Source organism: Micromonospora sp. NPDC005979, assembly GCF_040614415.1.
In the GTDB taxonomy this organism is placed as follows: domain Bacteria; phylum Actinomycetota; class Actinomycetes; order Mycobacteriales; family Micromonosporaceae; genus Micromonospora.
In genome coordinates this window covers 16,031-38,916 of record NZ_JBEXUR010000012.1, presented here as the reverse complement: position 1 = coordinate 38,916, position 22,886 = coordinate 16,031, and the positions used below count along the sequence as shown (strand labels likewise).

At 73.3% G+C, this 22,886-nt stretch carries 21 protein-coding genes and 3 tRNA genes; 10 read left to right on the top strand and 14 right to left on the bottom strand.

The window, feature by feature from the left end; genetic code table 11:
* Positions 1-113: 113 nt before the first annotated feature.
* On the bottom strand, positions 114-332 hold the full coding sequence (locus ABZ272_RS20490; RefSeq protein ID WP_088946586.1) for a hypothetical protein: 219 nt from the start codon (positions 330-332) through the stop codon (positions 114-116).
* 274 nt (positions 333-606) lie between these two features.
* Between ABZ272_RS20490 and ABZ272_RS20485 the strand changes: the two genes are divergently transcribed.
* On the top strand, positions 607-1,452 hold the full coding sequence (locus ABZ272_RS20485; RefSeq protein ID WP_355051536.1) for a helix-turn-helix transcriptional regulator: 846 nt from the start codon (positions 607-609) through the stop codon (positions 1,450-1,452).
* Positions 1,453-1,459: 7 nt separating this feature from the next.
* Positions 1,460-1,660, top strand: a complete 201-nt coding sequence (locus ABZ272_RS20480) for a DUF397 domain-containing protein (protein WP_355051535.1) — start codon at positions 1,460-1,462, stop codon at positions 1,658-1,660.
* A 74-nt stretch (positions 1,661-1,734) separates the two neighbouring features.
* Here ABZ272_RS20480 and ABZ272_RS20475 read toward each other — a convergent pair whose 3' ends face one another.
* From ABZ272_RS20475 to ABZ272_RS20455, 5 genes are all read right to left on the bottom strand, one after another.
* Positions 1,735-2,784 (bottom strand): ROK family protein, encoded by a 1,050-nt coding sequence (locus ABZ272_RS20475; RefSeq protein WP_355051534.1) that lies wholly within the window; start codon positions 2,782-2,784, stop codon positions 1,735-1,737.
* A gap of 450 nt (positions 2,785-3,234) precedes the next feature.
* A complete protein-coding gene (locus ABZ272_RS20470) occupies positions 3,235-4,020 on the bottom strand; it encodes a putative protein N(5)-glutamine methyltransferase (protein WP_355051533.1) in 786 nt (261 codons plus the stop codon).
* The gene (locus ABZ272_RS20465; RefSeq protein WP_355051532.1) at positions 4,021-5,139 is read right to left on the bottom strand and encodes a cystathionine gamma-lyase; all 1,119 of its coding nucleotides are present in this window, start codon (positions 5,137-5,139) and stop codon (positions 4,021-4,023) included. It lies immediately after the preceding gene.
* Positions 5,140-5,146: 7 nt separating this feature from the next.
* Positions 5,147-6,154: an NAD(P)H-dependent glycerol-3-phosphate dehydrogenase gene (locus ABZ272_RS20460; RefSeq protein WP_355051531.1), complete on the bottom strand. Its 1,008-nt coding sequence runs from the start codon at positions 6,152-6,154 to the stop codon at positions 5,147-5,149.
* On the bottom strand, positions 6,151-6,885 hold the full coding sequence (locus ABZ272_RS20455; protein WP_355051530.1) for a lysophospholipid acyltransferase family protein: 735 nt from the start codon (positions 6,883-6,885) through the stop codon (positions 6,151-6,153). The genes ABZ272_RS20460 and ABZ272_RS20455 overlap by 4 nt, the downstream gene beginning before the upstream one ends.
* 128 nt (positions 6,886-7,013) lie before the next feature.
* On the opposite strand from ABZ272_RS20455, the gene cofC reads away from it, so the two are divergent.
* The 5 genes from cofC to ABZ272_RS20430 are packed head-to-tail and all read left to right on the top strand — an operon-like array spanning position 7,014 to position 12,721.
* Positions 7,014-7,661: a 2-phospho-L-lactate guanylyltransferase gene (gene cofC / locus ABZ272_RS20450; protein ID WP_355051529.1), complete on the top strand. Its 648-nt coding sequence runs from the start codon at positions 7,014-7,016 to the stop codon at positions 7,659-7,661.
* Positions 7,662-7,712: 51 nt separating this feature from the next.
* The gene (locus ABZ272_RS20445; protein WP_007456426.1) at positions 7,713-7,910 is read left to right on the top strand and encodes a hypothetical protein; all 198 of its coding nucleotides are present in this window, start codon (positions 7,713-7,715) and stop codon (positions 7,908-7,910) included.
* A gap of 54 nt (positions 7,911-7,964) precedes the next feature.
* Complete coding sequence (locus ABZ272_RS20440) at positions 7,965-10,310, top strand: RNA degradosome polyphosphate kinase (protein WP_355051528.1); 2,346 nt, start codon at positions 7,965-7,967, stop codon at positions 10,308-10,310.
* Positions 10,311-10,334: 24 nt separating this feature from the next.
* Positions 10,335-11,855: a CYTH and CHAD domain-containing protein gene (locus tag ABZ272_RS20435; protein WP_355051527.1), complete on the top strand. Its 1,521-nt coding sequence runs from the start codon at positions 10,335-10,337 to the stop codon at positions 11,853-11,855.
* Positions 11,843-12,721: an NUDIX hydrolase gene (locus ABZ272_RS20430; protein ID WP_355051526.1), complete on the top strand. Its 879-nt coding sequence runs from the start codon at positions 11,843-11,845 to the stop codon at positions 12,719-12,721. Before ABZ272_RS20435 ends, ABZ272_RS20430 begins: the two co-directional genes overlap by 13 nt.
* 8 nt (positions 12,722-12,729) lie before the next feature.
* On the opposite strand, the gene ABZ272_RS20425 is transcribed toward ABZ272_RS20430, so the two are convergent.
* From ABZ272_RS20425 to leuC, 4 genes are all read right to left on the bottom strand, one after another.
* Positions 12,730-14,754: an endonuclease/exonuclease/phosphatase family protein gene (locus tag ABZ272_RS20425; RefSeq protein WP_355051525.1), complete on the bottom strand. Its 2,025-nt coding sequence runs from the start codon at positions 14,752-14,754 to the stop codon at positions 12,730-12,732.
* A 143-nt stretch (positions 14,755-14,897) separates the two neighbouring features.
* Positions 14,898-15,554: an HU family DNA-binding protein gene (locus tag ABZ272_RS20420; RefSeq protein ID WP_355051524.1), complete on the bottom strand. Its 657-nt coding sequence runs from the start codon at positions 15,552-15,554 to the stop codon at positions 14,898-14,900.
* A 171-nt stretch (positions 15,555-15,725) separates the two neighbouring features.
* The gene (leuD, locus tag ABZ272_RS20415) at positions 15,726-16,313 is read right to left on the bottom strand and encodes a 3-isopropylmalate dehydratase small subunit (protein WP_355051523.1); all 588 of its coding nucleotides are present in this window, start codon (positions 16,311-16,313) and stop codon (positions 15,726-15,728) included.
* 14 nt (positions 16,314-16,327) lie between these two features.
* A complete protein-coding gene (gene leuC, locus ABZ272_RS20410) occupies positions 16,328-17,773 on the bottom strand; it encodes a 3-isopropylmalate dehydratase large subunit (protein WP_355051522.1) in 1,446 nt (481 codons plus the stop codon).
* Between the two features lie 49 nt (positions 17,774-17,822).
* On the opposite strand from leuC, the gene ABZ272_RS20405 reads away from it, so the two are divergent.
* A complete protein-coding gene (locus tag ABZ272_RS20405; protein WP_091671614.1) occupies positions 17,823-18,509 on the top strand; it encodes an IclR family transcriptional regulator in 687 nt (228 codons plus the stop codon).
* 265 nt (positions 18,510-18,774) lie between these two features.
* Here the strand turns inward: ABZ272_RS20405 and ABZ272_RS20400 are convergent.
* From ABZ272_RS20400 to ABZ272_RS20385, 4 genes are all read right to left on the bottom strand, one after another.
* Positions 18,775-18,847 (bottom strand) — tRNA-Glu (locus tag ABZ272_RS20400).
* A 282-nt stretch (positions 18,848-19,129) separates the two neighbouring features.
* Positions 19,130-19,202, bottom strand: a tRNA-Glu gene (locus ABZ272_RS20395).
* A gap of 136 nt (positions 19,203-19,338) precedes the next feature.
* Positions 19,339-19,410 (bottom strand) — tRNA-Gln (locus ABZ272_RS20390).
* A gap of 108 nt (positions 19,411-19,518) precedes the next feature.
* Positions 19,519-20,322 carry a fumarylacetoacetate hydrolase family protein gene (locus tag ABZ272_RS20385; protein WP_355051521.1) on the bottom strand — a complete coding sequence of 268 codons (804 nt, stop codon included), beginning with the start codon at positions 20,320-20,322 and terminating at the stop codon, positions 19,519-19,521.
* 174 nt (positions 20,323-20,496) lie between these two features.
* Between ABZ272_RS20385 and ABZ272_RS20380 the strand changes: the two genes are divergently transcribed.
* Positions 20,497-21,972, top strand: coding sequence for a hypothetical protein (locus ABZ272_RS20380; RefSeq protein ID WP_355051520.1), 1,476 nt, complete (start codon positions 20,497-20,499; stop codon positions 21,970-21,972).
* 34 nt (positions 21,973-22,006) lie between these two features.
* A complete protein-coding gene (locus ABZ272_RS20375; protein ID WP_355051519.1) occupies positions 22,007-22,870 on the top strand; it encodes a 3-methyladenine DNA glycosylase in 864 nt (287 codons plus the stop codon).
* The last annotated feature ends 16 nt before the right edge of the window (positions 22,871-22,886 follow it).

Sequence of the window (22,886 nt, the reverse complement as noted above, 5' to 3'; positions counted from 1 at the left end):
GTTGACCTTACTGTGCGTGGCGATCAGGCGCGGCGATACCCGGCGAGCCACGACGCGACACGGCATTCGGTCAACAGAGCATATACGGTGTGTGACGGAATGGCGGGGTCGAATCAGTCCCGGGAGTGCCGGCGACCGACCGCGATCACCTTGACCCGCTGCCGGCCGGCCCGGACCATGCCCAGGGCCATGAAGGCGCCGGCGATCCGGTCGGCGGCCTCCCTGCTGCTCGCGCCCACCACCTGGCGGCGACGCTCGGGGGCGACCCGCTCGTTGCGGTCGATGCCCTCGACGGGACGCACGTCGGTGAGCACGACCAGGAAGCGGGTCATCCCCGAACCCCGCGGCGCGGGGGCGGAGACTTCGGACCGGTACGCACGTCGTCCCCTTCCGGCGGTCGGGCACGGGCGGCACGCGGCGATCGGGTACGGGGGAGAAACCCGATCGCCGCGCGCCCTATCCCCTCCGGTCGCTCACCACCACCGTCGCCACGACAACCGGCGGTGAGGACGCGATAACAGATTGACACGTCTACAGCCATGAATGCAACTCTCATCGGCCATCTCTCATGTACCCGTTCCCGTAAATGTGTGCGACCATCGATGCATGGCCCCCAAGACCGCCCGTGCCCGCCGACTCGGCATCGCCCTACGCCAGTTCCGGGAAGCCGCCGGGTTGACGCTGGAGTCCGCCGCGGACGAGATCAACAGCACTCGCAGCACCCTCTCGCGCTACGAGAACGCCCAGACGCTGGTCAGCCCGGCCACCGTGCGCGCCCTGCTCACCTCGTACGGGGTGAACGCCGAGGAGGTGGCCGCCGCGGTGCAACTCGCCAAGGACGCGCGCAAGCCGGGCTGGTGGGTGTCGTACTCGTACCTGCTCGACCCGCGCACCATCGACTTCATCGCGCTGGAGGCGGAGGCCACCGCCATCTCCAACTTCGAGCCGTCGGTGGTGCCCGGTCTGTTGCAGACCGCCGACTACATCCGTGGAGTGATGCGCGGCGGCCCGCACACCCTCGGCGACGAGCTGGTGGAGCAACGGGTGAAGGTCCGGCTCGACCGCCAGCAGCGGCTCACCGCCGACACCCCACCCATCCTCGACGCGATCATCGACGAGGGCGCGCTGCTGCGCCCGGTCGGCGACGAGTCGGTGATGGAGGGCCAACTGCGGCACCTCGTCAAGATGGCCGAGCTGCCGAACATCACCGTCCAGGTGATTCCGCTCGCCGCCGGCTACCACCGGGGCACCCGTGGCTCGCTGCACATCCTGGAGTTCGCCGATCCGGAGGACCCGATCATCGCGTCGGTGGAGACCGTCGCCGGTCAGATGATCCTCGACCGGGCGGGCGAGACGCGTACCTGCACCAAGATCATGGAGCATCTGCGCAGCGTGGCGCTCAGTCCGGCGGACAGCCGGGCGATGCTCCTGTCAGTCCTGAAGGGACGGTAGGAGACCGATGACACCGACGATCTCAGCGGCGTTGGCCGCGGCGGCGTGGCGCAAGAGCAGCCGTAGCGGCGACGAGGGAGCCTGCGTGGAGGTGGCCGCGATCCCCCGACTGGTGGCCGTCCGCGACTCCAAGGACCCGGCCGGCCCGGCCCTGCTGTTCCCCCCGGCGGCCTGGGCCACCTTCGCCCAGGCCCCACCGCGCCGCTGACCAACCAGTAGGACCCGCGCCCCGCCGACCGGGCTGAACACGGCCCGGGACGCGGGGCGCGGCCAGGTGGGAAGTCAGGCGACCAGCGGGCGGGGCTCCGGCGCGGCACGTACGGCCTCCAGGGCGGCGATCGCCACGCCACGGGCGCCGGCCATGTCGCGGTCCGGCACGAGCGCGAAGGTGGCGACGGCGGCCTGCTCCGCGCGGAGCACGGTGTGCTCGCGGACCGTCGCCAGGAACCAGTCCCGGAATGCCGGCGCGGCCTCCACCACACCCCCACCGACGAAGTACGCGTGCGGGTCGGTGAAGTTGGCCGCCAGGGTGAACAGACGGCCCAAAGCCATCGCCTGCTGGGTGAAGAGGTCCCGGGCCAACGCGTCACCCCGCTCGCCGTAGCCCCGCACGAGCTTCGCCGCCCGTGCCACCGGCTCGGCCGCGAGGGGGTGATCGGGATACCGGGCCAGCCAGTACGGCAGCAGGTTGCGCTCGATGCCGGTCAGCGAGGCGATGCTCTCGACATCACCGGTGAAGCCGCAGGCGCAGGTCGGCTCCGACTGCTCCGGGCCGAGCAGGCCGCCCAGCGGGATGTGCACGTGACCCAGCTCGCCGGCCATGCCGGCGGCGCCGGCGATCACCCTGCCGCTCTCGACCACCCCGCCGCCGAGGCCCGTGCCGACGATCGCGGAGACCGACGACCGGGTCATCGCCTCGTCACCGAAGTACACGTGGTGGGCGTAGAGCGCCGCCGCGTTGCCGTCGTTGTGGTAGACCACCGGCAGCCCCAGTCGACGCTCCAACGCGCCCCGGACGTCGAAGCCACGCCAGGCCGGCTGCGAGAAGTTGGTCGAGCCGCGCGACGAGATGACGCCGGTCGCGCTCGCGGGACCGGGGGTGTCGAGCCCGACCGCCCGAACCAGCTCGCGGGGGACGCCGGTCTGCGCCAGCGCCCCGTCCAGCGCCCGCGCCAGCGCCTCGATCGCCGCCTCCGGGCCGGCCTGCACCTCACTGGGGATCTCCAGCAGGCCGTCGACCAGGAAGCGGCCGTCCACCGTCAGCACGGTGGCGTTGTTGCTGGTGCCACCGTTGTCCAGGCCGACGACCACCGGCACCCCTGCGCTGCCCACCGCAACCGCCTCCCGCCCTCATGAGTGTGAGCCGAGGCTAGTGCCAACCCCGCTCCCCCGCCACGCCCACCCCACACCACCGCCACCGCGCCACCGCGCCACGCCCGGCACCAGCCCGCACCGAGCCCTCGGCGAGGAGCGGGGGTGCTCGGATCGTCCTTTGCTCTGCTTCAACCCAGGAAACACCTGACGTCCGATAATCGGACAGCGGGTGTTGCCTGGGTTGAAGCAGAGCAAAGGACGCGACACAGCAAGTGGCGCCGAGACGCCGAGACACCCGAGACACCCGGGAAACACGAGAAGGCACGAGAAGGCACGAGAAGGCACGAGAAGGCACGAGACGCACGAGACGCCGCAGACACCGAGGCGCACGAGCGGCTCAGCGACGCCGCCACCGCACGGGCGCTACCGGGTTCCGCGTCCGCCACGGTGATGGCAGCAGGGGGCGGCTCAGCTCGGGCGGCGAGCCGTCACCGCGGTGGCGTCGAGGTCCTCGTCCGTCCGCACGGTCGGCAGCAGGCCCGCGGCCTCGAACGACCGGCAGAGATCGTCCACCTGCGTCTCGCCGGCCTCGACCACCAGGTGACCGCCCGGGGCCAGCCAGGTCGCCGCCTCGACGCCCACCCGGCGCAGCACGGCCAGCCCGTCCGGCCCCCCGTCGAGCGCCACCGGGGCCTCGTGCAGCCGTGCCTCCGGCGGCATCAGGGCCACCGCGTCGGTCGGCACGTACGGTGCGTTGGCGATCACCAGATCGAGTCGCCCCCGCCAGCGCCGGGGCAGCGGGGCGAACAGGTCACCCTCGTACACCTCGGCGGCCAGCCCGGCGAGGTTGCGCCGGGCGCACGCCACCGCCACCGGGTCGATGTCGGCGGCGGCCAGCCAGCGCGGCGCGAGCCGATGCGCCAGCGCGACGGCGGCAGCCCCGGAGCCGCAGCAGAGGTCGAGCACGGCCGGGGCGGGGCCGGTCAGCTCGACCGCGACGTCGACCAGCAGGGCCGTCCGGCCGCGCGGCACGAAGACGCCCGGGTCGACGGCGATCCGCCGGCCGCAGAACTCCGCCCAGCCGAGCACGTACTCCAGCGGCTCACCGGCCACCCGGCGGTCGGTCAGCTCGGCCAGCGCTACCGGATCGTCGGTGGTGGCGAGCAACAGCTCGGCCTCGTCCTCGGCGTACACGCAGCCGGCGGCGCGTAGCTGGCCCACCAGGGCCGACCGGTCGATCGGCGGTGACTGCACTCAGGCCCCCGCGCTGGCGTCCAGCGCGGCGGCGATGTCGGCCACCAGGTCGGCCGTGTCCTCGGCGCCGCAGGAGAGCCGGACGAAACCGGGAGCGGTGTCGTCGCCCCACTGGGCGCGCCGGTCAGCGGTGGTGTGCAGACCACCGAAGGAGGTGGCGGCCGCCACCAGCCGGGCGGCCTCGACGAAGCGGGCGACCCGATCGGCGTCGCCCAGGTCGAACGACAGCACCCCGGGCATCCGGCGCATCTGCGCGGAGGCCACCGCGTACGCGGGATCACCCGGAAGCCCCGGCCAGCGCAGCCCGGTCACGTCCGGACGGGCCGCCAGCAGGTCGGCGACGGCGGCAGCGTTCGCGCTCTGCCGGGCCAGCCGCAGGTCGAGGGTCGCCAGCGACCGGTGGGCCAGCCAGGAGTCGAACGCGCCCGGCACCGAACCGGTGCTGGTACGCCAGAGCGTCGCCGCCTCCATCACCTCGGCGGACCGGCTGGCCAGGTAGCCGAGCAGCACGTCGGAGTGGCCGGTGAGCGCCTTCGTGCCGGACGCCACCACCAGGTCCGCGCCGAGGTCCAGTGGACGCTGCCCGAGCGGGGTGGCCGTGGTGTTGTCGACCGCGAGCAGGGCGCCGGCGGCGTGCGCCCGCTCCGCCAGGGCGGCCACGTCGACCACGTCCAGGCCCGGGTTGGCCGGGGTCTCCACCAACACCAGCCGGACACCCTCGAACGACGGGTACGGGCCGACGGTCGGCACGAAGAGCACCCGTACGCCGATCGTCTCCAGTACGGCGGTGGCGAACGCCCGCACCGGGAAGTACCCGTCGGAGGGCAGCACCACGGTGTCCCCCGGGCGCAGCAGGGTGAACAGCGCCGCCGTGATGGCGGCCTGACCGCTGGCGAAGACGCGGCAGTCCCCGCCCTCCAACTCGCCCACCGCGGCCTCCAGCAGCCGCCGGGTCGGGTTGTCCGGGCGGCCGTAGCCGTTCGGCGACGAGCCCTGACCCTCCCGGGGGTCGAGGTGGTACGGCGCGGCGAACACCGGCCCCGGCAGGAACGGGTCACCCGGTGCCGGCTCCGGCAGGCCGGCGCGTACACAGCGGGTGCCGTCTCCCCACTCGCTCATCAGGTCCTCACTCGTACGACTCGGGCTTGGCGGTGCGGCTCATCAGCGCCTGGACGGCGAGACGCGGGTCCATCCCCTCGTGGCAGATCCGTTCGACGTGCTCGGTGATCGGCATCTCCACGCCGTGCGCCCGGGCCAGGTCGCGGATCGCGAGGCAGCTCTTGACTCCCTCAGCGGTCTGTCGCGTGGCGGCCTGGGCCTGTTCCAGGGTCTCGCCCCGGCCCAGGTGCTCGCCGAAGGTGCGGTTCCGGGCCAGCGGCGACGAGCAGGAGGCGACGAGGTCACCCATGCCCGCCAGGCCGGCGAAGGTGATCGGGTCCGCGCCGAGCGCCACGCCCAGTCGGGCCGTCTCGGCCAGCCCTCGGGTCATCAGCATGGCCCGGGTGTTGTCGCCGAAGCCCATCGCCGTGGCGATGCCGTACGACAGCGCGATCACGTTCTTGACCGCGCCGCCCAGCTCGCAGCCGATCACGTCGTCGTTGGTGTACGGGCGCAGGTACGGCGTCCGGATCGACGACTGCACGAGCGTGGCCCGGTCGGCGTTCGTACCGGCCACCACCGTGGCGGCCGGCTGCTCGGCGGCGATCTCCGGGGCCAGGTTCGGGCCGGAGACCACCACCACCCGGTCCGCGGCCACCCCGGCGGTCTCCACGATGACCTCGCTCATCCGCCTGGTGGTGCCGAGCTCGATGCCCTTCATCAGCGACACGAGCGTCGAGTCCGGGTGCAGGTGCCGGGCCCACTCGGCGAGGTTGCCGCGCAGGGTCTGCGACGGCACGGAGAGCACCACCACCTCGGCGCCGGTGATCGCCTCGGCGGCGTCGGTGGTGGCGGTGACCCGGGACGGCAGCAGCAGGTCCGGCAGGTACTCGGGGTTGCGACGCTCGGTACGGATGCTCTCGGCCACGGGGGCCCGGCGGGCCCACACCGTCACGTCCCGGCCCGCGTCGGCCAGGATCTTGGCGAAGGCGGTGCCCCAGGAGCCGGCACCGAGCACCGCGACGTGGCCGCTCATGCCGCTTCGCCCTCAGGCCGCCCGGCGGACGGTCGGGCCGGCCGTTCCCACAGGGGTGGCGGGGTCCCGCCCCGGATCTCGGCGAGCATGTCCCGCAGCCGCAGCATGATGGCGTCCGTCATCTCTTCGAGGGTTTCCCGGGTCGGTGGCGCGTCCGCCCAGCGGCTGAGGTCGACCGGCGCGCCGGCGACCACGGTCACCGGGATCCGGGGGCGTGGGTTGAGCCGGCTGGTGCGCGGGTCGAAGATCCGCTCCGGCCCCCACATCACCACCGGCACCACGGGTGCGCCGGTGGCCAGCGCCAGCCGGGCGGCGCCGGTCTTGGCCTTCATCGGCCACAGCTCCGGCTGCCGGGTGGTGGTGCCCTCCGGGTAGATCACGACCGCACCGCCCTCGTCGAGCGCGGCGACCAACGCGTCCAGCGAGCGGACCGCCTCGACGCTGCCCCGCTCGACCGGGATCTGCCGGCAGCGGTGCAGGATCCAGCCGACCACCGGCACCCGGAACACGCTGGCCTTGCCCAGGAACTGCGGCCACCGGCCGGAGTCGTAGACGAAGTGCGCGGAGACCAGCGGGTCGGCGTGCGAGATGTGGTTCGGCACGATGATCACACCGGCGTCACCGGCGAGGTGTTCCTGGCCGCGCCAGGTCCGCCGGGTCCAGACGGTCATCACCGGCTTGACCAGCCCCACGGCGAACCGTTGCCAGAACCCCAGCCTCCGCCGTGCCACTGTGCCTCCTCGTCGCGCCCCGACCACACGCGCGCGCCCCACCCGCGACACCCGCAGCGGAAATCATGCCTGCTCGCCCCCGGTACGGCCAGCGAGGGTCCCGTCGTCCGGCTGGCAGGATTGCGGACGTGAGTCAGCCGAGGTGGGCCGTGGTGGTGCCGGTGAAGCGTCTGACCGTCGCCAAGAGCCGGCTACGGGGCGCTCTGCCCGGCGTACCCCATGAGGAGCTGGCGCTGGCGCTGGCGGCCGACACCCTCCGCGCGGTGCTGGCCTGCCCGGCGGTCGCCGAGGCCCTGGTGGTGACCGACGACCACCGGGTGGCGCGGGCGGCGCGGGCCGTCGGGGCGCGGACGCTCGCCGATCTGCCGGACGCCGGCCTGAACGTCGCGTTCCGGCACGGCGCGGCACAAACCCCGACGCGGTGGGTGGTCGGGCTCACCGCCGACCTGCCGGCGCTGCGCCCGGACGAGCTGGCCGCCGCGTTGCTCGCGGCGCAGCGCGACCCCGAGGGGGTACGCCGGTTCGTCGCGGACGCGCCCGGCACGGGGACCGTGCTGCTCGCCGCCCCGCCGGGCGTCGACCTCGACCCCCGGTTCGGGATCGACTCGGCGGCGGCGCACGAGGCGAGCGGAGCGCTGCCGCTGACCGGCGACTGGCCCAGCCTGCGACGCGACGTGGACACCGCCGGGGACCTGGCCGACGCCGCCCGCCTGGGTCTGGGACCGCGCACGGCCGCGCTGCTCGCCACGGTCCGCCCGGCGCGCGCCACGAGCTGAGGGCGCCGGCCGCGCAGCCCGGGGGTTACCCCGCCGGTGTACGGTGCCAGCATGCAGGGCACGGTGGCCAGCTACGACGCGGCGACGCGCAGCGGTGTCCTGCTGCTCGACGACGGCACCGAGCTGCGCTTTCCCGCCCGGGCGTTCGACGCCTCCGGCCTGCGGCTGCTCCGGCTCGGCCAGCGGGTGCGGATCGACACCGATCCCGACGGTGAGGTCGTCCGGGTGACATTGCCGACGATGAACTGAGTTGGCGGGGCCAAGTTCATTTTGCGTTAACTCGAATCGGGTGATTATGAGCGGGTGAGCACCCCTCGCGAGCACCCGGTCACCCCGCCCGCCACCGATCCCCGCAACGGCGCCCGCATCCGCGGCACCGACGGTCGTTTCCGCCCGTCCCGGGCCGAACGGGCCGGCGCCGCCCGCGCCGACACGCTCGCCGACGACCCGGGGGGCGCCTCCTCCGGGCTGGACGAGGTCCTCGACCCCGCCGTCACGACCACCGAGACGGACGGCCCGGCGGCCGGTGGGGTCCAGCCGGGTTCGCCCTCCGCCGGGGACGACGAGCAGGCACCGACCCCTCCCCCGCTGCCGGAGGACCGCTTCCTCAACCGGGAGCTGTCCTGGCTCGACTTCAACGCGCGGGTGCTCGCCCTCGCCGAGGACCAGCGCACTCCCCTGCTGGAGCGGGCCAAGTTCCTGGCGATCTTCGCGAGCAACCTGGACGAGTTCTACATGGTGCGGATCGCCGGTCTGAAGCGGCGGCTCTCCGCCGGCCTGCCGGTACGCGGCGGCGACCGCCTCCCGCTGCGCACGCAGCTCGAACTGATCGCCGAACGGACCGCCGAGCTGGGCGCCCGGCACGCCGCCTGCTTCGTCGACGACGTGCTGCCGAAGCTGGCCGACGAGGGCATCCGCATCCTGCGCTGGGGCGATCTGGGCGACGGCGAACGGGAGCGGCTGCGCACCTACTTCCGGGAGCACATCTTTCCGGTGCTCACCCCGCTCGCGGTGGACCCGGCGCACCCGTTCCCGTACATCTCGGGACGGTCGCTGAACCTGGCGGTGGCCGTCCGCGACCCGGACGGCGGCTCCGAGCTGTTCGCGCGGGTGAAGGTGCCCAACAATGTCCCGCGGTTCGTCCGCGTCGACCGGGACCAGCCGGGCGTACGGATGCTGCCGGTCGAGGACCTGATCTCGGTGCACCTGGGTCAGCTCTTCAGCGGCATGCAGGTGGTCGAGTGCCACCTGTTCCGGGTGACCCGCAACGCCGAGGTGGAGGTCGACGAGGACCGCGACGAGGACCTGCTCCAGGCGCTGGAACGGGAGCTGGCCCGCCGCCGCTTCGGTCCGCCGGTGCGGCTGGAGGTCGCCGCGTCCATCTCCGACCACATGCTGGAACTGCTCGTCCGCGAATTGGACATGGACGACCAGGACGTGCTGCGGGTGCCCGGCCTGCTGGACCTGTCCGCGCTCTGGCAGGTGTACGGCGAGGCCGATCGCCCGGACCTGAAGGACCCGCCGTTCGTACCGGCCACGCACCCCCGGCTCACCGAGGGTGAGGTGCCGCGCAGCGTCTTCTCCACCCTGCGCGACGGGGACATCCTGGTGCACCACCCCTACCACTCGTTCGCGACGAGCGTGCAGCGCTTCATCGAGCAGGCCGCCGCCGACCCGAACGTGCTCGCCATCAAGCAGACGCTCTACCGGACCAGCGGTGACTCGCCGATCGTGGACGCGCTCGTCGACGCGGCCGCCGCCGGCAAGCAGGTGGTGGTGCTGGTGGAGGTGAAGGCCCGCTTCGACGAGGTGGCCAACATCGGCTGGGCCCGGACTTTGGAACGCGCCGGCTGTCACGTGGTGTACGGGCTGGTGGGGCTCAAGACGCACTGCAAGACCGCGTTGGTGGTCCGGCAGGAGGGCAACCAGATCCGCCGGTACTGCCACATCGGCACCGGCAACTACCACCCGAAGACCGCGCGGCTGTACGAGGACTTCGGCATGCTCACCGCCGACCCGGAGATCGGGGCGGACCTCACCGACCTGTTCAACGTGCTGACCGGTTACAGCCGGCAGACCGCGTACCGGCGGCTGCTGGTCGCCCCCCAGGGCATCCGCAGCGGACTGATCGAACGGATCGAACGGGAGATCGCGCACGTCCGCCTCGGCATGCCCGGCCTGGTCCAGTTCAAGGTCAACTCCCTGGTCGACGAGGGGGTGACCGACGCGCTGTACCGGGCCTCCCAGGCCGGCGTCCACGTCGACCTGCTCATCCGGGGTATGTGCACGCTGCGTCCGGGGGTGCCGGGGCTGTCGGAGAACATCCGGGTGCGCTCGATCCTGGGCCGGTTCCTGGAGCACTCCCGCATTTTCCGCTTCGGCAACAACGGCGAGGCCGAGTTCTGGATGGGCTCGGCGGACCTGATGCACCGCAACCTGGACCGGCGGGTGGAGGCGCTGGTGCAGGTGAGCGACCCGATCGCGCGAGCCGAGCTGGACCACGTGCTGACCGCCGCCATGAGCCCGGACGTCGACGCGTTCGAGCTGGCCGGCGACGGCACCTGGACCCGGCGTACCGGCGGCGACGAGACGTCCCGCGTACATCTCCAGGAACTGTTGCTGCGCCGCGTCGGTGGCACGGCCGGCTGAGCGATCACCGCCTAGGCTGAGCTGATGGTCGAAGAGGAGCAGAAGTACGGGGTGGACGACACCTTCGTGCTACCCGACCTGTCCGCCACCGCACCGGTCGGCGGCCGGGTCCGGGCGCTGCCGCCGGTGACGCTCGTCGCCCGCTACCTCGACACGGTCGACCTGCGGCTGGCCCGCGCCGGGGCGTCCCTGCGCCACCGCGACGGGGACGAGCCGCCGTGGACGGTGAAGCTGCCCACCGGCCCGCCCGGCGTCCGACACGAGATCTCCCGTCCCGGCCCGGCCGGTCAGCCGCCGCCGGAGCTGGTCGAGCTGGTCATCGCCCTGCACCGGGGTACGCCCCTGGCACCGGTCACGGTGGTGCGTACCGTCCGGCACGCCCACGAGGTGTGCGCCGAGGACGGCACGGTGCTCGCCGAGGTGGTGGACGACCGGGTGCGCGTCCTCGACGACGCCGGCGCCACCACGGGTGAGTTCCGCGAGGTGGAGGTCGAGCGCAAGGCCGGCGACCGCGACCTGCTGGGCCGCATCGGCGCGGTGCTGCGCGACGCCGGGGCGCGGGCCGGCTCGTTCACCCCGAAGCACGTGCGGGCGCTGGGGGCGGCGGCACAGGCCGAACCGGACCTGGTCGCACCGGGCGAGCTGGCCGACGACCCGAGCGCCGGGGAGGTGGTCACCGAGGCGGTCCGCAAGGAGGTACGCCGGCTACTGGCGCACGATCCCCTCGTCCGGCTGCACAACTCCACCGGCGACGGTGACAGCGCCGTACACCAGATGCGGGTGGCCTGCCGACGGCTGCGCAGCGACCTGCGGACCTTCCGTCCACTCGTACGTCGGAGCTGGGCCCGTCCCCTGCGCGACGAGCTGCGCTGGCTGGCCGGGGTGCTCGGCGGGGCGCGCGACGCCGAGGTGCTGCGCGAGCGGCTGCGGCGCACCGCGACCGCCGACCCGCTCAGCCCACTCGACGCGGACGCGGTGGACCGGCTCGACGACGCGCTCGCGCAGCGGCAGCGGCAGGCGCTCGCCGCCATCGACGAGGCGCTGCGCTCCCCGCGCTACCTGGCCCTCGTGGACGCCCTCGTGCTGGCCGCCCGCGCGCCCCGGCTCACCCGGCGGGCGGCCACCCCGGCGGCCCGGACGCTACCGAAGCTGGTGGCCCGCCCGTGGCGGCAGCTCACCGGCCCGGAGGGCGTCGACGGGCTCGGCCCGCTCGCCCCCGACGACCGCTGGCACGCCGTCCGCAAGCAGGGCAAACAGGCCCGGTACGCGGTCACCGCTGCGGTCCCGGCCGTCGGCAGGGACGCGCGGCGGCTGGCCCGCGCGTTGGCGCGCGTCCAGGACGTCCTCGGCGAACACCAGGACGCCGCGGTGGCCGCCGAAACCTGGCTCGCCCTCGCCGCCCAGCATCCCGGCGACCACGGGATCGCGGTCACCGCCGGGCGGCTGGCCGAGCGGGAACGCGACACGGTCCGTCGGATGCGGGCCCGGTTCCCCGACGCGTGGCACCGGGCGACCCGGCGACGGCGGACCAGATGGCTGCCGTGACGGGCATCCGGGCCGCCGGCGGGGTCTGCTGGCGACCGACCGACGACGGCGTACGGGTCTGCGTGGTGCACCGCCCGCGCTACGGGGACTGGACGCTGCCCAAGGGCAAGCTGGAACCGGGCGAACACCCGCTCGTCGCGGCGGTCCGCGAGGTGGCCGAGGAGGCCGACGTGCGGGGCGTACCGCAGGTGCGACTGCCGTCGGTGCGCTACCGCAGCGAAGGACAGGACAAACTGGTCGACTACTGGTCGATGCTCGCCGTCGCCGAGGGGGGTTTCCAGCCGGGCACCGAGGTCGACGACATCCGGTGGCTGACCGTCGACGACGCGATCCGGCTGGTCAGCTACCCGCACGACACCGAGGTGCTGGCCGCGTTCGCCACGCTGCCGTCGGTGACCGCGACCGTCGCGCTGGTCCGGCACGGGCACGCCGGCAAGCGGGCCACGTGGACCGGTCCGGACACCGCCCGGCCGCTCGACGACGAGGGGTGGGCCCAGGCGTACGCGCTGGCGCCGCTGATCGCCGTGGTCCGGCCGGCCCGGTTGCTGTCGGCGTCGGCACGCCGCTGCGTGCAGACCCTGGACCCGGCCGCCGCGCTGCTCGACCTGCCCATCGAGGTCTGCGGCGACCTGGACGAGCCGCAGCCGGGCCAGCAGCTAGACGAGCGGGTGCTGGCGACCGCCGCGCGGGTGCTGGAGTTGGCCTGCGCCGGCGGGCAGGTGGCGGTGTGCAGCCAGGGCAAGGTGCTGCCCGGCGCGTTGGAGCGGCTGACCGGCCGCGCCGACGGGGACTTCATCACCCCGAAGGGCGGCGGTTGGCTGCTCGCCTTCGTCGGCGACCGACTGCTCGCCACCGATCGCCTGTGACACAGGCCCTAGCGGGGCGGCAGGGTGACGGTCACCGCCACCGGCAGGTGGTCGCTGGCCTCGCCACGCGGCGCGACCGGTTCCGCCGCCGTCAGACCGGGTGAGACGAAGACGTGGTCGATCTGCTGCCGGGGGTCGTCGGCGGGGCTGGTCGCCAGCGGCCGGGCGGCCGCCAACGCGTCCACCAGACCCGCCCCCGTGAACTGGCCGAACGCCTCGTCACCCGGCTCGGTGTTCAGGTCGCCGGCCACGACGAGCGGGCGGCCCGCCGCGTACCGGATGGCGAAGTCGGCGACCGCACGGGCCTGGACCACCGGTCCCCGGCCGGGCGGCGGCTGGAGGTGGGTGCTCACCACGGCGGTACGCACCTCGTCGCCGAGGTCGAGGGTCACGGCGAGCGCCTGCGCGCCGGTCGGCGCCCCGACGGCCGGCAACGGCAGGGACTCCGGCGCGGTGACCGGCCAGCGGCTGAGCACCGCGTCACCCCACACCGGGTCGGCGGCCGGCCCGAAGACGTACGGCATGCCGAGCCGGTCGGACAGCAGGTCCAGCGTGTCGTGGCCGCCGTTGAGCAGCCACCCCCGGTCCACCTCGCTGAGCAGCACGACGTCCGGGCGCTGCCGGTCGATCGCGGTGGCCAGTCCGGCCAGGTCGAACCGGCCGTCCAGGCCGAAGCCCATCCGGATGTTGTACGCCACCACCCGCAACCGTTCCGGCGGGCCATCCCGGTTGCTGGCCACCGGAAGTTCCTCGTTGACCAGCGGTGCGAGCAGGGCCAGCGCGGTCACCACGGCCGTGGTCGGCAGGGGCGACAACGGTCCGGGGAGCCGGCGGCCGATGGGACGGGCCGTCACCGCCACCACGGCGACCACCCCGGCCACCACCACCGGCACGGCGGCGTTGGGGTAGCCGAGGTCGTAGGCGGAGTAGTAGCCGATCGAACCGACCACGAAGACGAGCATGCCGGCGGCCACCGCGTACCCCCGGCGGGCCGCCGCCCGCCGTCCATCGCCCGCCTCGTCCGCCCGGACCCGGTCGGGGCCGGCGCTCTCGGTCCGGCCCACGTTGTCGGTCTGGCCGGCGCTGTCGGTCCGGCCGGCGCTGTCGGTCCGGCCGGCGCTGTCGGTCCGGCCGGCGCTGTCGGTCCGGCCGGCGCTGTCGGTCCGGCCGGCGCTGTCGGTGAGGGCCAGGCAGGCGCCGAGGCCGACGGCGCTGAGCAGCATGGCCGCGACCAGCAGATCGCCACGGTCGAGGGCGAAGAGCACCGCGCCCGCCAGCAGGGCCACCGGCCCGAGTGGGCGGGTCCACGGCCGGGTCGAGCCCGCCAGCGCGGCCAGCAGGAATCCGGCGACCGCGACCGGCACCGCCGCCAGGCCGAACAGCGGCGAACGGGCGACGGCCCCATCCGCTTGCAGGTATGACATCCCGGCCTGTGCCAGGGCCGGCGCGAGGGCCACCATGCCGGACAGCAGCAGGGTCGGCCCGAACAGCAGCCACGATCGGGCCCCGCCGGGACCGGGCGGCGCGGCGGGCAGGGCGGCGTCGAGCAGGAACAGCGCCACCGCGACGACGCTGAGCAGCCAGGCCGCCCAGCCGCCGCGCCAGACGAGGTCGTAGGTGTCCAGCAGCGCGTGACCAACGGCGTTGACCGCCAGCCCGAGCGCCAGCCCCGGCACCGGGCGGTCGGTGCCGGCGGCGACGCCGACCAGCCACACCAGCCCGGCCATCAGGCCCGCGGTGGCCAACCAGAGCTGCGGGCGGCCGCCGGGGGTCGCGGTGAGCGCGAGCCGGGCCACGGCCAGCACGACGGCCGCGGCGACGGTCACCGGGCGGGCACCGAGCCGACGGACCAGTGCCGGCGCGCCCAACGCCAGGACGAACCAGCCGAGCGCGAACGCGCCCATCAGCTCGGCCGGAGTGGAGGCGGCCTGCCCGAAGATGGTGATGATGCCGGGTAGCCAGACGCGCAGCACGTCGATGAGCAGGATGACGCCGAGCGCGAGCGATGAGGTGGTGAGCTGGCGGTAGCGCACCGGCGCCCCACTTCCCGTCGACGGACCGACTCGAAGGGGGAGCCGGCACGGCGATTCTGCGCGTACCGCCCGGTCGGGTCAACGGTTCCGACACGCACGAGGGGCGTCCACAACTCGGTGGACGCCCCTCGCAGCTCGGTCGGTCAGCGCTTGCTGGCCGCCTTCTTGGCCGGAGCCTTCTTCGCGGGAGCCTTCTTGGCTGCCGTGCTCTTGCTCGCCGCCGCGGTGGTCTTCTTCGCCGTGGCGGACTTGGTCGCCGCGGCGCTCTTCTTCGCCGGGGCGGTCTTCTTGCTGGCGACCGTCTTGGTCGCGGTGGCCTTGCTCGCCTTGGCCGGGGCGGTCTTCTTGCTGGCCGCCTTGGTGGCCGTGGTGGTCTTGCTCGCCTTGGCCGGGGCCGTCTTCTTGCTGGCCGCCTTCGTGGCGGTGGCCTTGGTGGCGCTGGCCTTGGTGGCGGTGGCCTTGGTGCCGGCCGCCTTCGCGGTGGTGGTCGCCGTCTTCTTCGCCGCCACCGTGGCCTTCGGCACCTTGCCGCTGGCCACCATCTCCTTGAACCCGGCGCCGGGACGGAAGGTCGGGACGGACGTCTTCTTGACCTTCACCGCCTCGCCGGTACGCGGGTTGCGCGCTGTTCGTGCGCCACGGACACGCTTTTCGAATGCTCCGAATCCGGTGATCGCCACCTTCTCGCCCTTGGTGACCGCCGCCTGGACCTCAGTGAGGACCGCGTCGAGCGCGGCCGTCGCCGTTTTCCGGTCCCCCAGGCGAACGGCGAGCGCCTCGATGAGCTCGGCCTTGTTCACGACTTCCTCCCGATTGTGCAACTGACTCGACGCGAGCCATTCTGCGCGCACCGTATGCCCTGTAGTGCCTGGACACAAACATTCGGCGGAAAAAAGCCCTTGTGTCGTAACGGATTCGCCCCCACCGGTTGGACCGGTGAGGGCGAAATCCGATGTGGGGTGCGCGTACGGCTATGCCACGGAGGGCAGGAACGGCGCTCGGCCGGCCTCGTAGGAGTCGATGTCGGCGGCGTGTCGGAGGGTGAGTCCAATGTCGTCCAGGCCCTCGATGAGCCGCCAGCGGCTGAAGTCGTCCAGCGGGAACGACCAGGTCGCATCCCCGGCCCGGAGCTGTCGGGCGGTCAGGTCGACGGTCACCGGCATGGTCGGATCGGCCTCGACGAGATCCCACAACTCCTCGACGGCTTTCAATTCCAACTCGACCGGCAGCAGGCCCTCCTTGAGTGCGTTGCCGCGGAAGATGTCACCGAAGCGCGGGGACACGACCGCCCGGAAGCCCCAGTCCCGCAGGGCCCAGACAGCGTGCTCACGGGAGGATCCGGTGCCGAACTCCGGCCCGGCGACGAGGATCGACGCCCCGGAATAGGTTTCATCGTTGAGCACGAATGCCGGGTCTTCCCGCCAGGCGTTGAACAGCCCGTCGGCGAAGCCGGTCCGGGTCACCCTCTTGAGGTACACGGCCGGGATGATCTGATCCGTGTCCACGTTGGACCGCCGCAGCGGCACGGCCGTACCGGTGTGGGTGGTGAACTTGTCCATCTCGTCGGTCCCTTCTACAGGTCGGCGGGGGCGGCCAGCCGGCCGACCACGGCGGTGGCGGCGGCGACCGGCGGGGACACCAGATGGGTACGTCCGCCCCGGCCCTGCCGGCCCTCGAAGTTGCGGTTGGAGGTGGAGGCGGAGCGCTCGCCCGGCTTGAGCGTGTCCGGGTTCATGCCCAGGCACATCGAGCAGCCGGCGAACCGCCATTCGGCACCCGCGTCGGCGAAGACCTTGTCCAGCCCCTCGGCCTCGGCGGCCTCGCGTACGGCGGCGGAGCCGGGCACCACGAGCATCCGCACCCCGTCGGCGACCCGGTGCCCGCGCAGCACGTCGGCGGCGGCCCGCAGGTCCTCCAGACGGCCGTTGGTGCAGGAGCCCACGAAGACCACGTCGATGGGCAGTTCCCGCAGCGGGGTGCCGGGGCGCAGATCCATGTACTCCAGGGCCCGGCGTGCGGCGGCACGCTCCGCGTCGGTGGTGAACTCCTCCGGGTCGGGCACCGGCGCGCTCAGCGGCGCGCCCTGGCCGGGGTTGGTGCCCCAGGTGACGAACGGCGTGATCCGGCTGGCGTCCAGCGTCACCTCGGCGTCGAAGCGCGCGCCCTCGTCGGTGGGCAGCGTCCGCCACCAGGCGAGCGCCGCGTCCCAGTCGGCGCCCTGGGGCGCGTTTGGCCGACCCTTGAGGTACGCGAAGGTCGTCTCGTCCGGCGCGATCATGCCGGCCTTGGCGCCCCATTCGATGGACATGTTGGCGATGGTCATCCGCCCCTCCATGGAGAGGTTGCGGATCGCCTCGCCGCGGTACTCCACGATGTGCCCACGGCCACCGCCGGTGCCGACCTGGGTGATCAGCGCGAGCACCAGGTCCTTGGCGGTGACGCCCGGCGCGAGCTGGCCGGTGACGTTCACGGCCATCGTCTTCGGCCGGCTCTGCGGCAGCGTCTGGGTGGCCAGCACGTGCTCCACCTCGCTGGTGCCGATGCCGAAGGCGAGCGCCCCGAACGCGCCGTGGGTGGCGGTGTGCGAGTCGCCGCAGACGATCGTCAGACCCGGCTGGGTGAGCCCGAGCTGCGGGCCGATGACGTGCACGATGCCCTGGTTGTCGTCGCCGAGCGGGTGCAGGCGCACCCCGAACTCGGCGCAGTTGCGGCGCAGCGTCTCGATCTGCGTACGCGACGTCGGGTCCGCGATGGTGAGCAGGTCACCGCGGCGGGACCGGAACGCCGGATCGGCGTACCCGGTCGGGGTGTTGTGGTCCTCGGTCGCGAGGGTCAGGTCGGTACGACGCACCCGGCGCCCGGCGAGCCGGAGCCCGTCGAACGCCTGCGGGCTGGTCACCTCGTGCAGCAGGTGCAGGTCGATGAAGAGCAGGTCCGGCTCACCAGCGGCGGACCGTACGACGTGCGCGTCCCAGACCTTCTCGGCCAGGGTCCTCGGCTCAGGAGTGACTCCCACCATCTGGACATCCTAAATTCTGGGAGGTAAGTTTCGGCTTGTGGGACACAGTATGAGCGGTGTCGGCGTTCTCGACAAGGCGGTGGTCATCCTGGCCGCCTGTGTCGACGGCGCCAGCCTTGCCGAACTCGTTGAACGCACCAAGCTGCCCCGAGCCACCGCACACCGGCTGGCACAGGCCCTGGAGATCCACCGGATGCTGGTCCGGGACACACAGGGCCGTTGGCGCCCCGGGCCTCGCCTTGGCGAGCTGGCCAACGCCGCACCGGACGTCCTGCTGACCGCCGCCGAGCCCCTGCTCGCCGCGCTGCGCGACGCCACCGGTGAGAGCGCTCAGCTCTACCTGCGCCGCGCCGACGAGCGCATCTGCGTGGCCGCCGCGGAGCGCGCCAGCGGCCTGCGGGACACGGTCCCGGTAGGTTCGGTGCTGCCCATGACGGCCGGTTCGGCGGCGCAGATCCTGCTCGCCTGGGAGCCGCCGGAGGCGGTGATGCCGCTGCTGCCACGCAGCAAGTTCACCGGCCGCACCCTGGCCGAGGTACGCCGCCGCGGCTGGGCGCAGAGCGTCGCCGAGCGGGAGGCCGGTGTGGCGAGCGTCTCCGCACCGATCCGCGACCGCACCGGCCGCGTGATCGCCTCGATCAGCATCTCCGGCCCGATCGAACGCCTCGGCCGCCGCCCCGGCGAACGCCACGCCATGGCCGTAGTGCGAGCCGGCCAACGCCTCTCCGGCCTCTAACCCCGCACCCCGTCCCCGTCCCCGTGCCGCCCCGCCCCCCGCCCGCTTGCCCCCGCCCGCTTGCCCCCGCCCGCTTGCCCCCGCCCGCTCGCTCCCGGTGATCAAGAGGTTTGCGTCACGACACGCCGAAACCGATGACGCGAACCTCTTGATCACCGGGGTGGGCCGGCGGGCCGACCCGGGGCCGAGTGGGGGCCGGGTGGGGTTGGGCCGGGTGGGGATATGGGGAAGGCTCACCTCGCTGGGCGAGGTGAGCCTTTGGTTGTAGCCCCGACCGGATTCGAACCGGCGCTACCGCCTTGAGAGGGCGGCGTCCTGGGCCGCTAGACGACGGGGCCAGAACTTTCCTGTTCACCGCCCTCGCGGGCGGCGCGGCTTGTAGTCTAGCGGCACCGCCCGCTAGGGCGAGAACCGGGTACGGGCAACGGCCGCACGTCGGGCGGCCCAGATCGACTCGGGTTTCGTGAACCCGGGCTGTCTGCCGGCTCAGGACACCACGGTTTCATGCAAACCGAGTCGATCAAGCCAGGCCGCGACAAACCAGGCCACGACCGGCAGGCCGGCTGGCGGCGGACACGAAACAGCCCGCCTCACCGTAGTGAGACGGGCTGTGCACGATGTAGCCCCGACCGGATTCGAACCGGCGCTACCGCCTTGAGAGGGCGGCGTCCTGGGCCGCTAGACGACGGGGCCAGAACAACTTTTCGCTCCCCCACCCTTGTCGGACGGAGGAGCTGTACTCCACCGGAGACCACCCTCCGCCCCCGCAGGGACGGAGTCGAACTCCGTCAGAATCCAGCGTCCGGGATTCTCGCGAATCCCAGCTGCGCTGGGGTACCAGGACTCGAACCTAGACTAACTGAACCAGAATCAGTCGGGCTGCCAATTACCCCATACCCCATCGGCCCCTTGCGGCGCCGGGAGTGAACATTACCCTCCCGGTGCCGGCAGGCCAAATCCGATCCCCCCGAAACGCCCTTGAGCTGCGGAAACGGGGGCATCAGACCGATCAGGCGACGGGGACCACCGGGTTGCTGAGCTCGCCGATGCCCTCGATCCGCACGGAGACCGTATCCCCCTCGACGAGCGGACTAACCCCCGCCGGAGTGCCGGTGAGCACCACGTCGCCGGGCAGCAGCGTCATCACGTGCGAGATGTACGACACCAGGCCGGGCACATCGAAGACCATGTCCTTCGTCCGGCCGAGCTGGCGTACCTCCATCTCGTCGGGGTTGCGACCGACCTCACACCGGATCTCCAGGTCGGTGACGTCCAGACCGGTGGTGATCCACGGGCCGATGGGGCAGAACGAGTCGAAGCCCTTGGCCCGGGTCCACTGCCCGTCGGAGCGCTGAAGGTCCCGGGCAGTCACGTCGTTGGCGCAGGTGTAGCCGAAGATGGCGCGTTCGGCGGCGGCGCGGTCGGCCCGGCGGGCGCCCGGAGCACCGATCACGACGGCCAGCTCGGCCTCGTGCTCGACCTGCTTGGAGAAGATCGGCAGCCGGATCGCGTCGCGCGGCCCGATCACCGAGGTGGACGGCTTGAGGAAGAGCAACGGTTCCTTGGGCACGTCGTTGCCGAGTTCGGCGGCGTGGTCGGCGTAGTTGCGGCCCACGCAGACCACCTTGCTGGGCAGGATCGGCGAGAGCAGCCGGACGTCGGAGAGGGCCCAGCGGGCCCCACTGAAGGAGAGCTGGCCGAACGGGTGGCCCTCGATCTCGGCGATGGTCAGGCCCTGCGGCCCGGCCTCCGGCTCGCCCTCGACGGCTCCGAACGACATTCCCTTGGCATGAGCGAAACGAGCGATACGCACCCGGCCAATCTAGCCCCGCCGACGCGTCCACCGGCCAGAACGCCCGGCGGGTGTGCGCAACCCGTCACTGTCGCGGCACCTTAGCGCAGGTCGGGGCGGCCGAGGCGGGATTCCGCACTTCGTACCCGCACGGAGGCCGGGCAGCCCTAGCGTCGGCTCCGGAGGTTCGTTCGTATGCCTGCATCGACACGACACCACAGAGCCCTCGCAGTGTTCGTACACTGCCTTGGCATCCTCGCCGCCGTGCCGGCCCTGCCCGCGGCGGCCCCGGAGGCGGCGGCCGCGCCACGACCGGCGGCCGTCACGCCACCGTCAGCCGTGCCACCACCGGCGGCCGGCACGCCACCGTCAGCCGCGCCACGACCAGCCGGCACGCCACGACCGGCCGCGCCGCCGCCCATGACCGGGCCGACGGTCGGACCGGCGGTGCCGGTGGCCGCGCGGGCGACCAGCGCGGAGCCCACGCCGCCCTCGGCGCCCCCGGCGGTGGCGACGCCCACCCGGGCCGTCGTTCCGGCGCCCCCGCCTCCGGTCACGGTGGCGGTAGCGCCCGAGAGCAGTCCGGCGCCGCGTTACCGGATCCACGTCCGCAACGTGGGCAACTCGCCGGTGGACACCACGGTGCGTCAGGAGCTGCCGTCCGGATCGTCGGCGACCGCGATCAGTGCGGGCGGCCGGTCCAGCCGGTCCGGCGGGTCGACGGCCGAGGTGACGTGGCGGTTGCGGTTGCCGGCCCACAGCAGCACGACGCTGGGCACGGCCCTGACCGCGACCGCGCCGGGCCAGCCGCTGACGGCACCGGCGTGCGCGTTCACCAGTGACGGCAGCCGGCCGTACGACTGCGCCACCGCCACCTGGCAGGCGGCCGCCGCAGCCCCGGCGGCGGAGGCCACCGAGGCGCCGCCGTGGCGGCGGTATCCGGTGCTGCTGGCCGGGTTGGGGATCCTGTTGCTGATCAGCGCCGCCGTGGCGTGGGTGTGGCGTCGACGGCGGGGCCGCCGCGGACGACGGATAACCGCGGCTGCCCTGGCGGACGGTGGGCACGGAACGATCTACCCCCGCCCGGCGACGCCGAGCCCGAGCCGACGCCGGCGCACCCCGCCGGTCTGGCTGCTGGTCGGCGCCGCGGTGGTGGTCCTGGCCGGGGTGATCGGCACCGCCGGCTGGACGGCGACCCGGCAGGTCTCGTCGATCGACACTCAGAAGCAACCGACCAGTGGCGCATGGCGGGGTACCGGGGTCGCCGGCCCGATGGGCGTGCCGCTGCGGGAGTCCGCGTTCGAGTTCACCGTCTACCGGATGACGTGCGGCGCGGCGGGCAGCGCGGCCACCGCCCCGGGGGCCAGCGCGCCACCGCCGGGCGCGCGGAGCTGTCAGGCCACCGTGGGTGTGCGCAACCTCACCGGGTCCCAGCAGCCCTGGCACGGCCAGTTGCAACGCGCGTATCTGCCCGGCAACCGCTGGGTGAGCACGGACGAGTCGGCCACCCGGGCGGCCAACCTGGGGCGGGACGTCTTCGCCAACCCGGTGGCCGCGGGCAGTCGGGTGGTGCTTCCGCTGGTCTTCACCGTCGACGGGCGGGACCCGCCCCGGCAGCTGGAGCTGCGCAGCGGGGTGTTCTCGGCCGGCGTCCGGGTGCAGATGCCCTGACCGGCGTGCGGGCGGCGGTCGTACCCTGGGTTCCGTGACCGCCGCCCTCGCCCCCGCCGTGCTCGACGTGGCGACCTGGCAGGCCCGTCGCCGGGCCCACGAGGAGCGGGCGGACGCCTGGCTGACGCCGCACCTGGCGCGGCGTCATCGTGGCGAGCGGCATCCGGTGGAGGACTTTCTCTTCACCTACTACTCGCACCGGCCGGCGCAGCTCCGCCGCTGGCATCCCGGCGCCGGCGTCGAGCTGCGCGACGCCGACCCGGCCGAGTTCGGCCGGGACTACCGTGCCACGTCCGCCGGGGTCACCCTCGACACCGAGGGGGTACGCCTCAGACGGGGCGATTCGATCGCGTGGATCCGCTCGCTGCTGGCGGCCACGGCGGGCCGGACGCCGCACTTCGGCTGCTTCGGGATGCACGAGTGGGCGATGGTGTACCGGCAGACCCGCGAGGAGCTGCGGCACAACGCCTGGCCGCTGCGGCTGGCCCCGGAGCGCACCGCCGAGGTCGTCGAGGAGCGCGGTGTGCGGTGCAGCCACTTCGACGCGTACCGGTTCTTCACCCCGCCCGCCCGGCCGTTGAACGTGCTCAACCCGACGCGCGAGACGCAGCACACGAACGAGCAGCCGGGCTGCCTGCACGCCAACATGGACCTCTACAAGTGGGCGTACAAGCTGTCGCCCCTGGTCCCGTCCGAGCTGGTGGCGGACTGTTTCGAGCTGGCCCGCGAGATCCGCACGCTGGACATGCGGGCCAGCCCGTACGACCTGGCGGCGCTCGGTCATCCGCCGGTCCGGGTGGAGACGCCGGAGGGTCGGGCCGAGTACGCGACGGCGCAGCGCGGGTTCGCCGACCGTGCGGCAGTGCTCCGCGACCGGCTGCTCGCCGCCGTCCCCTAGGGCGTGCAGCCACGGG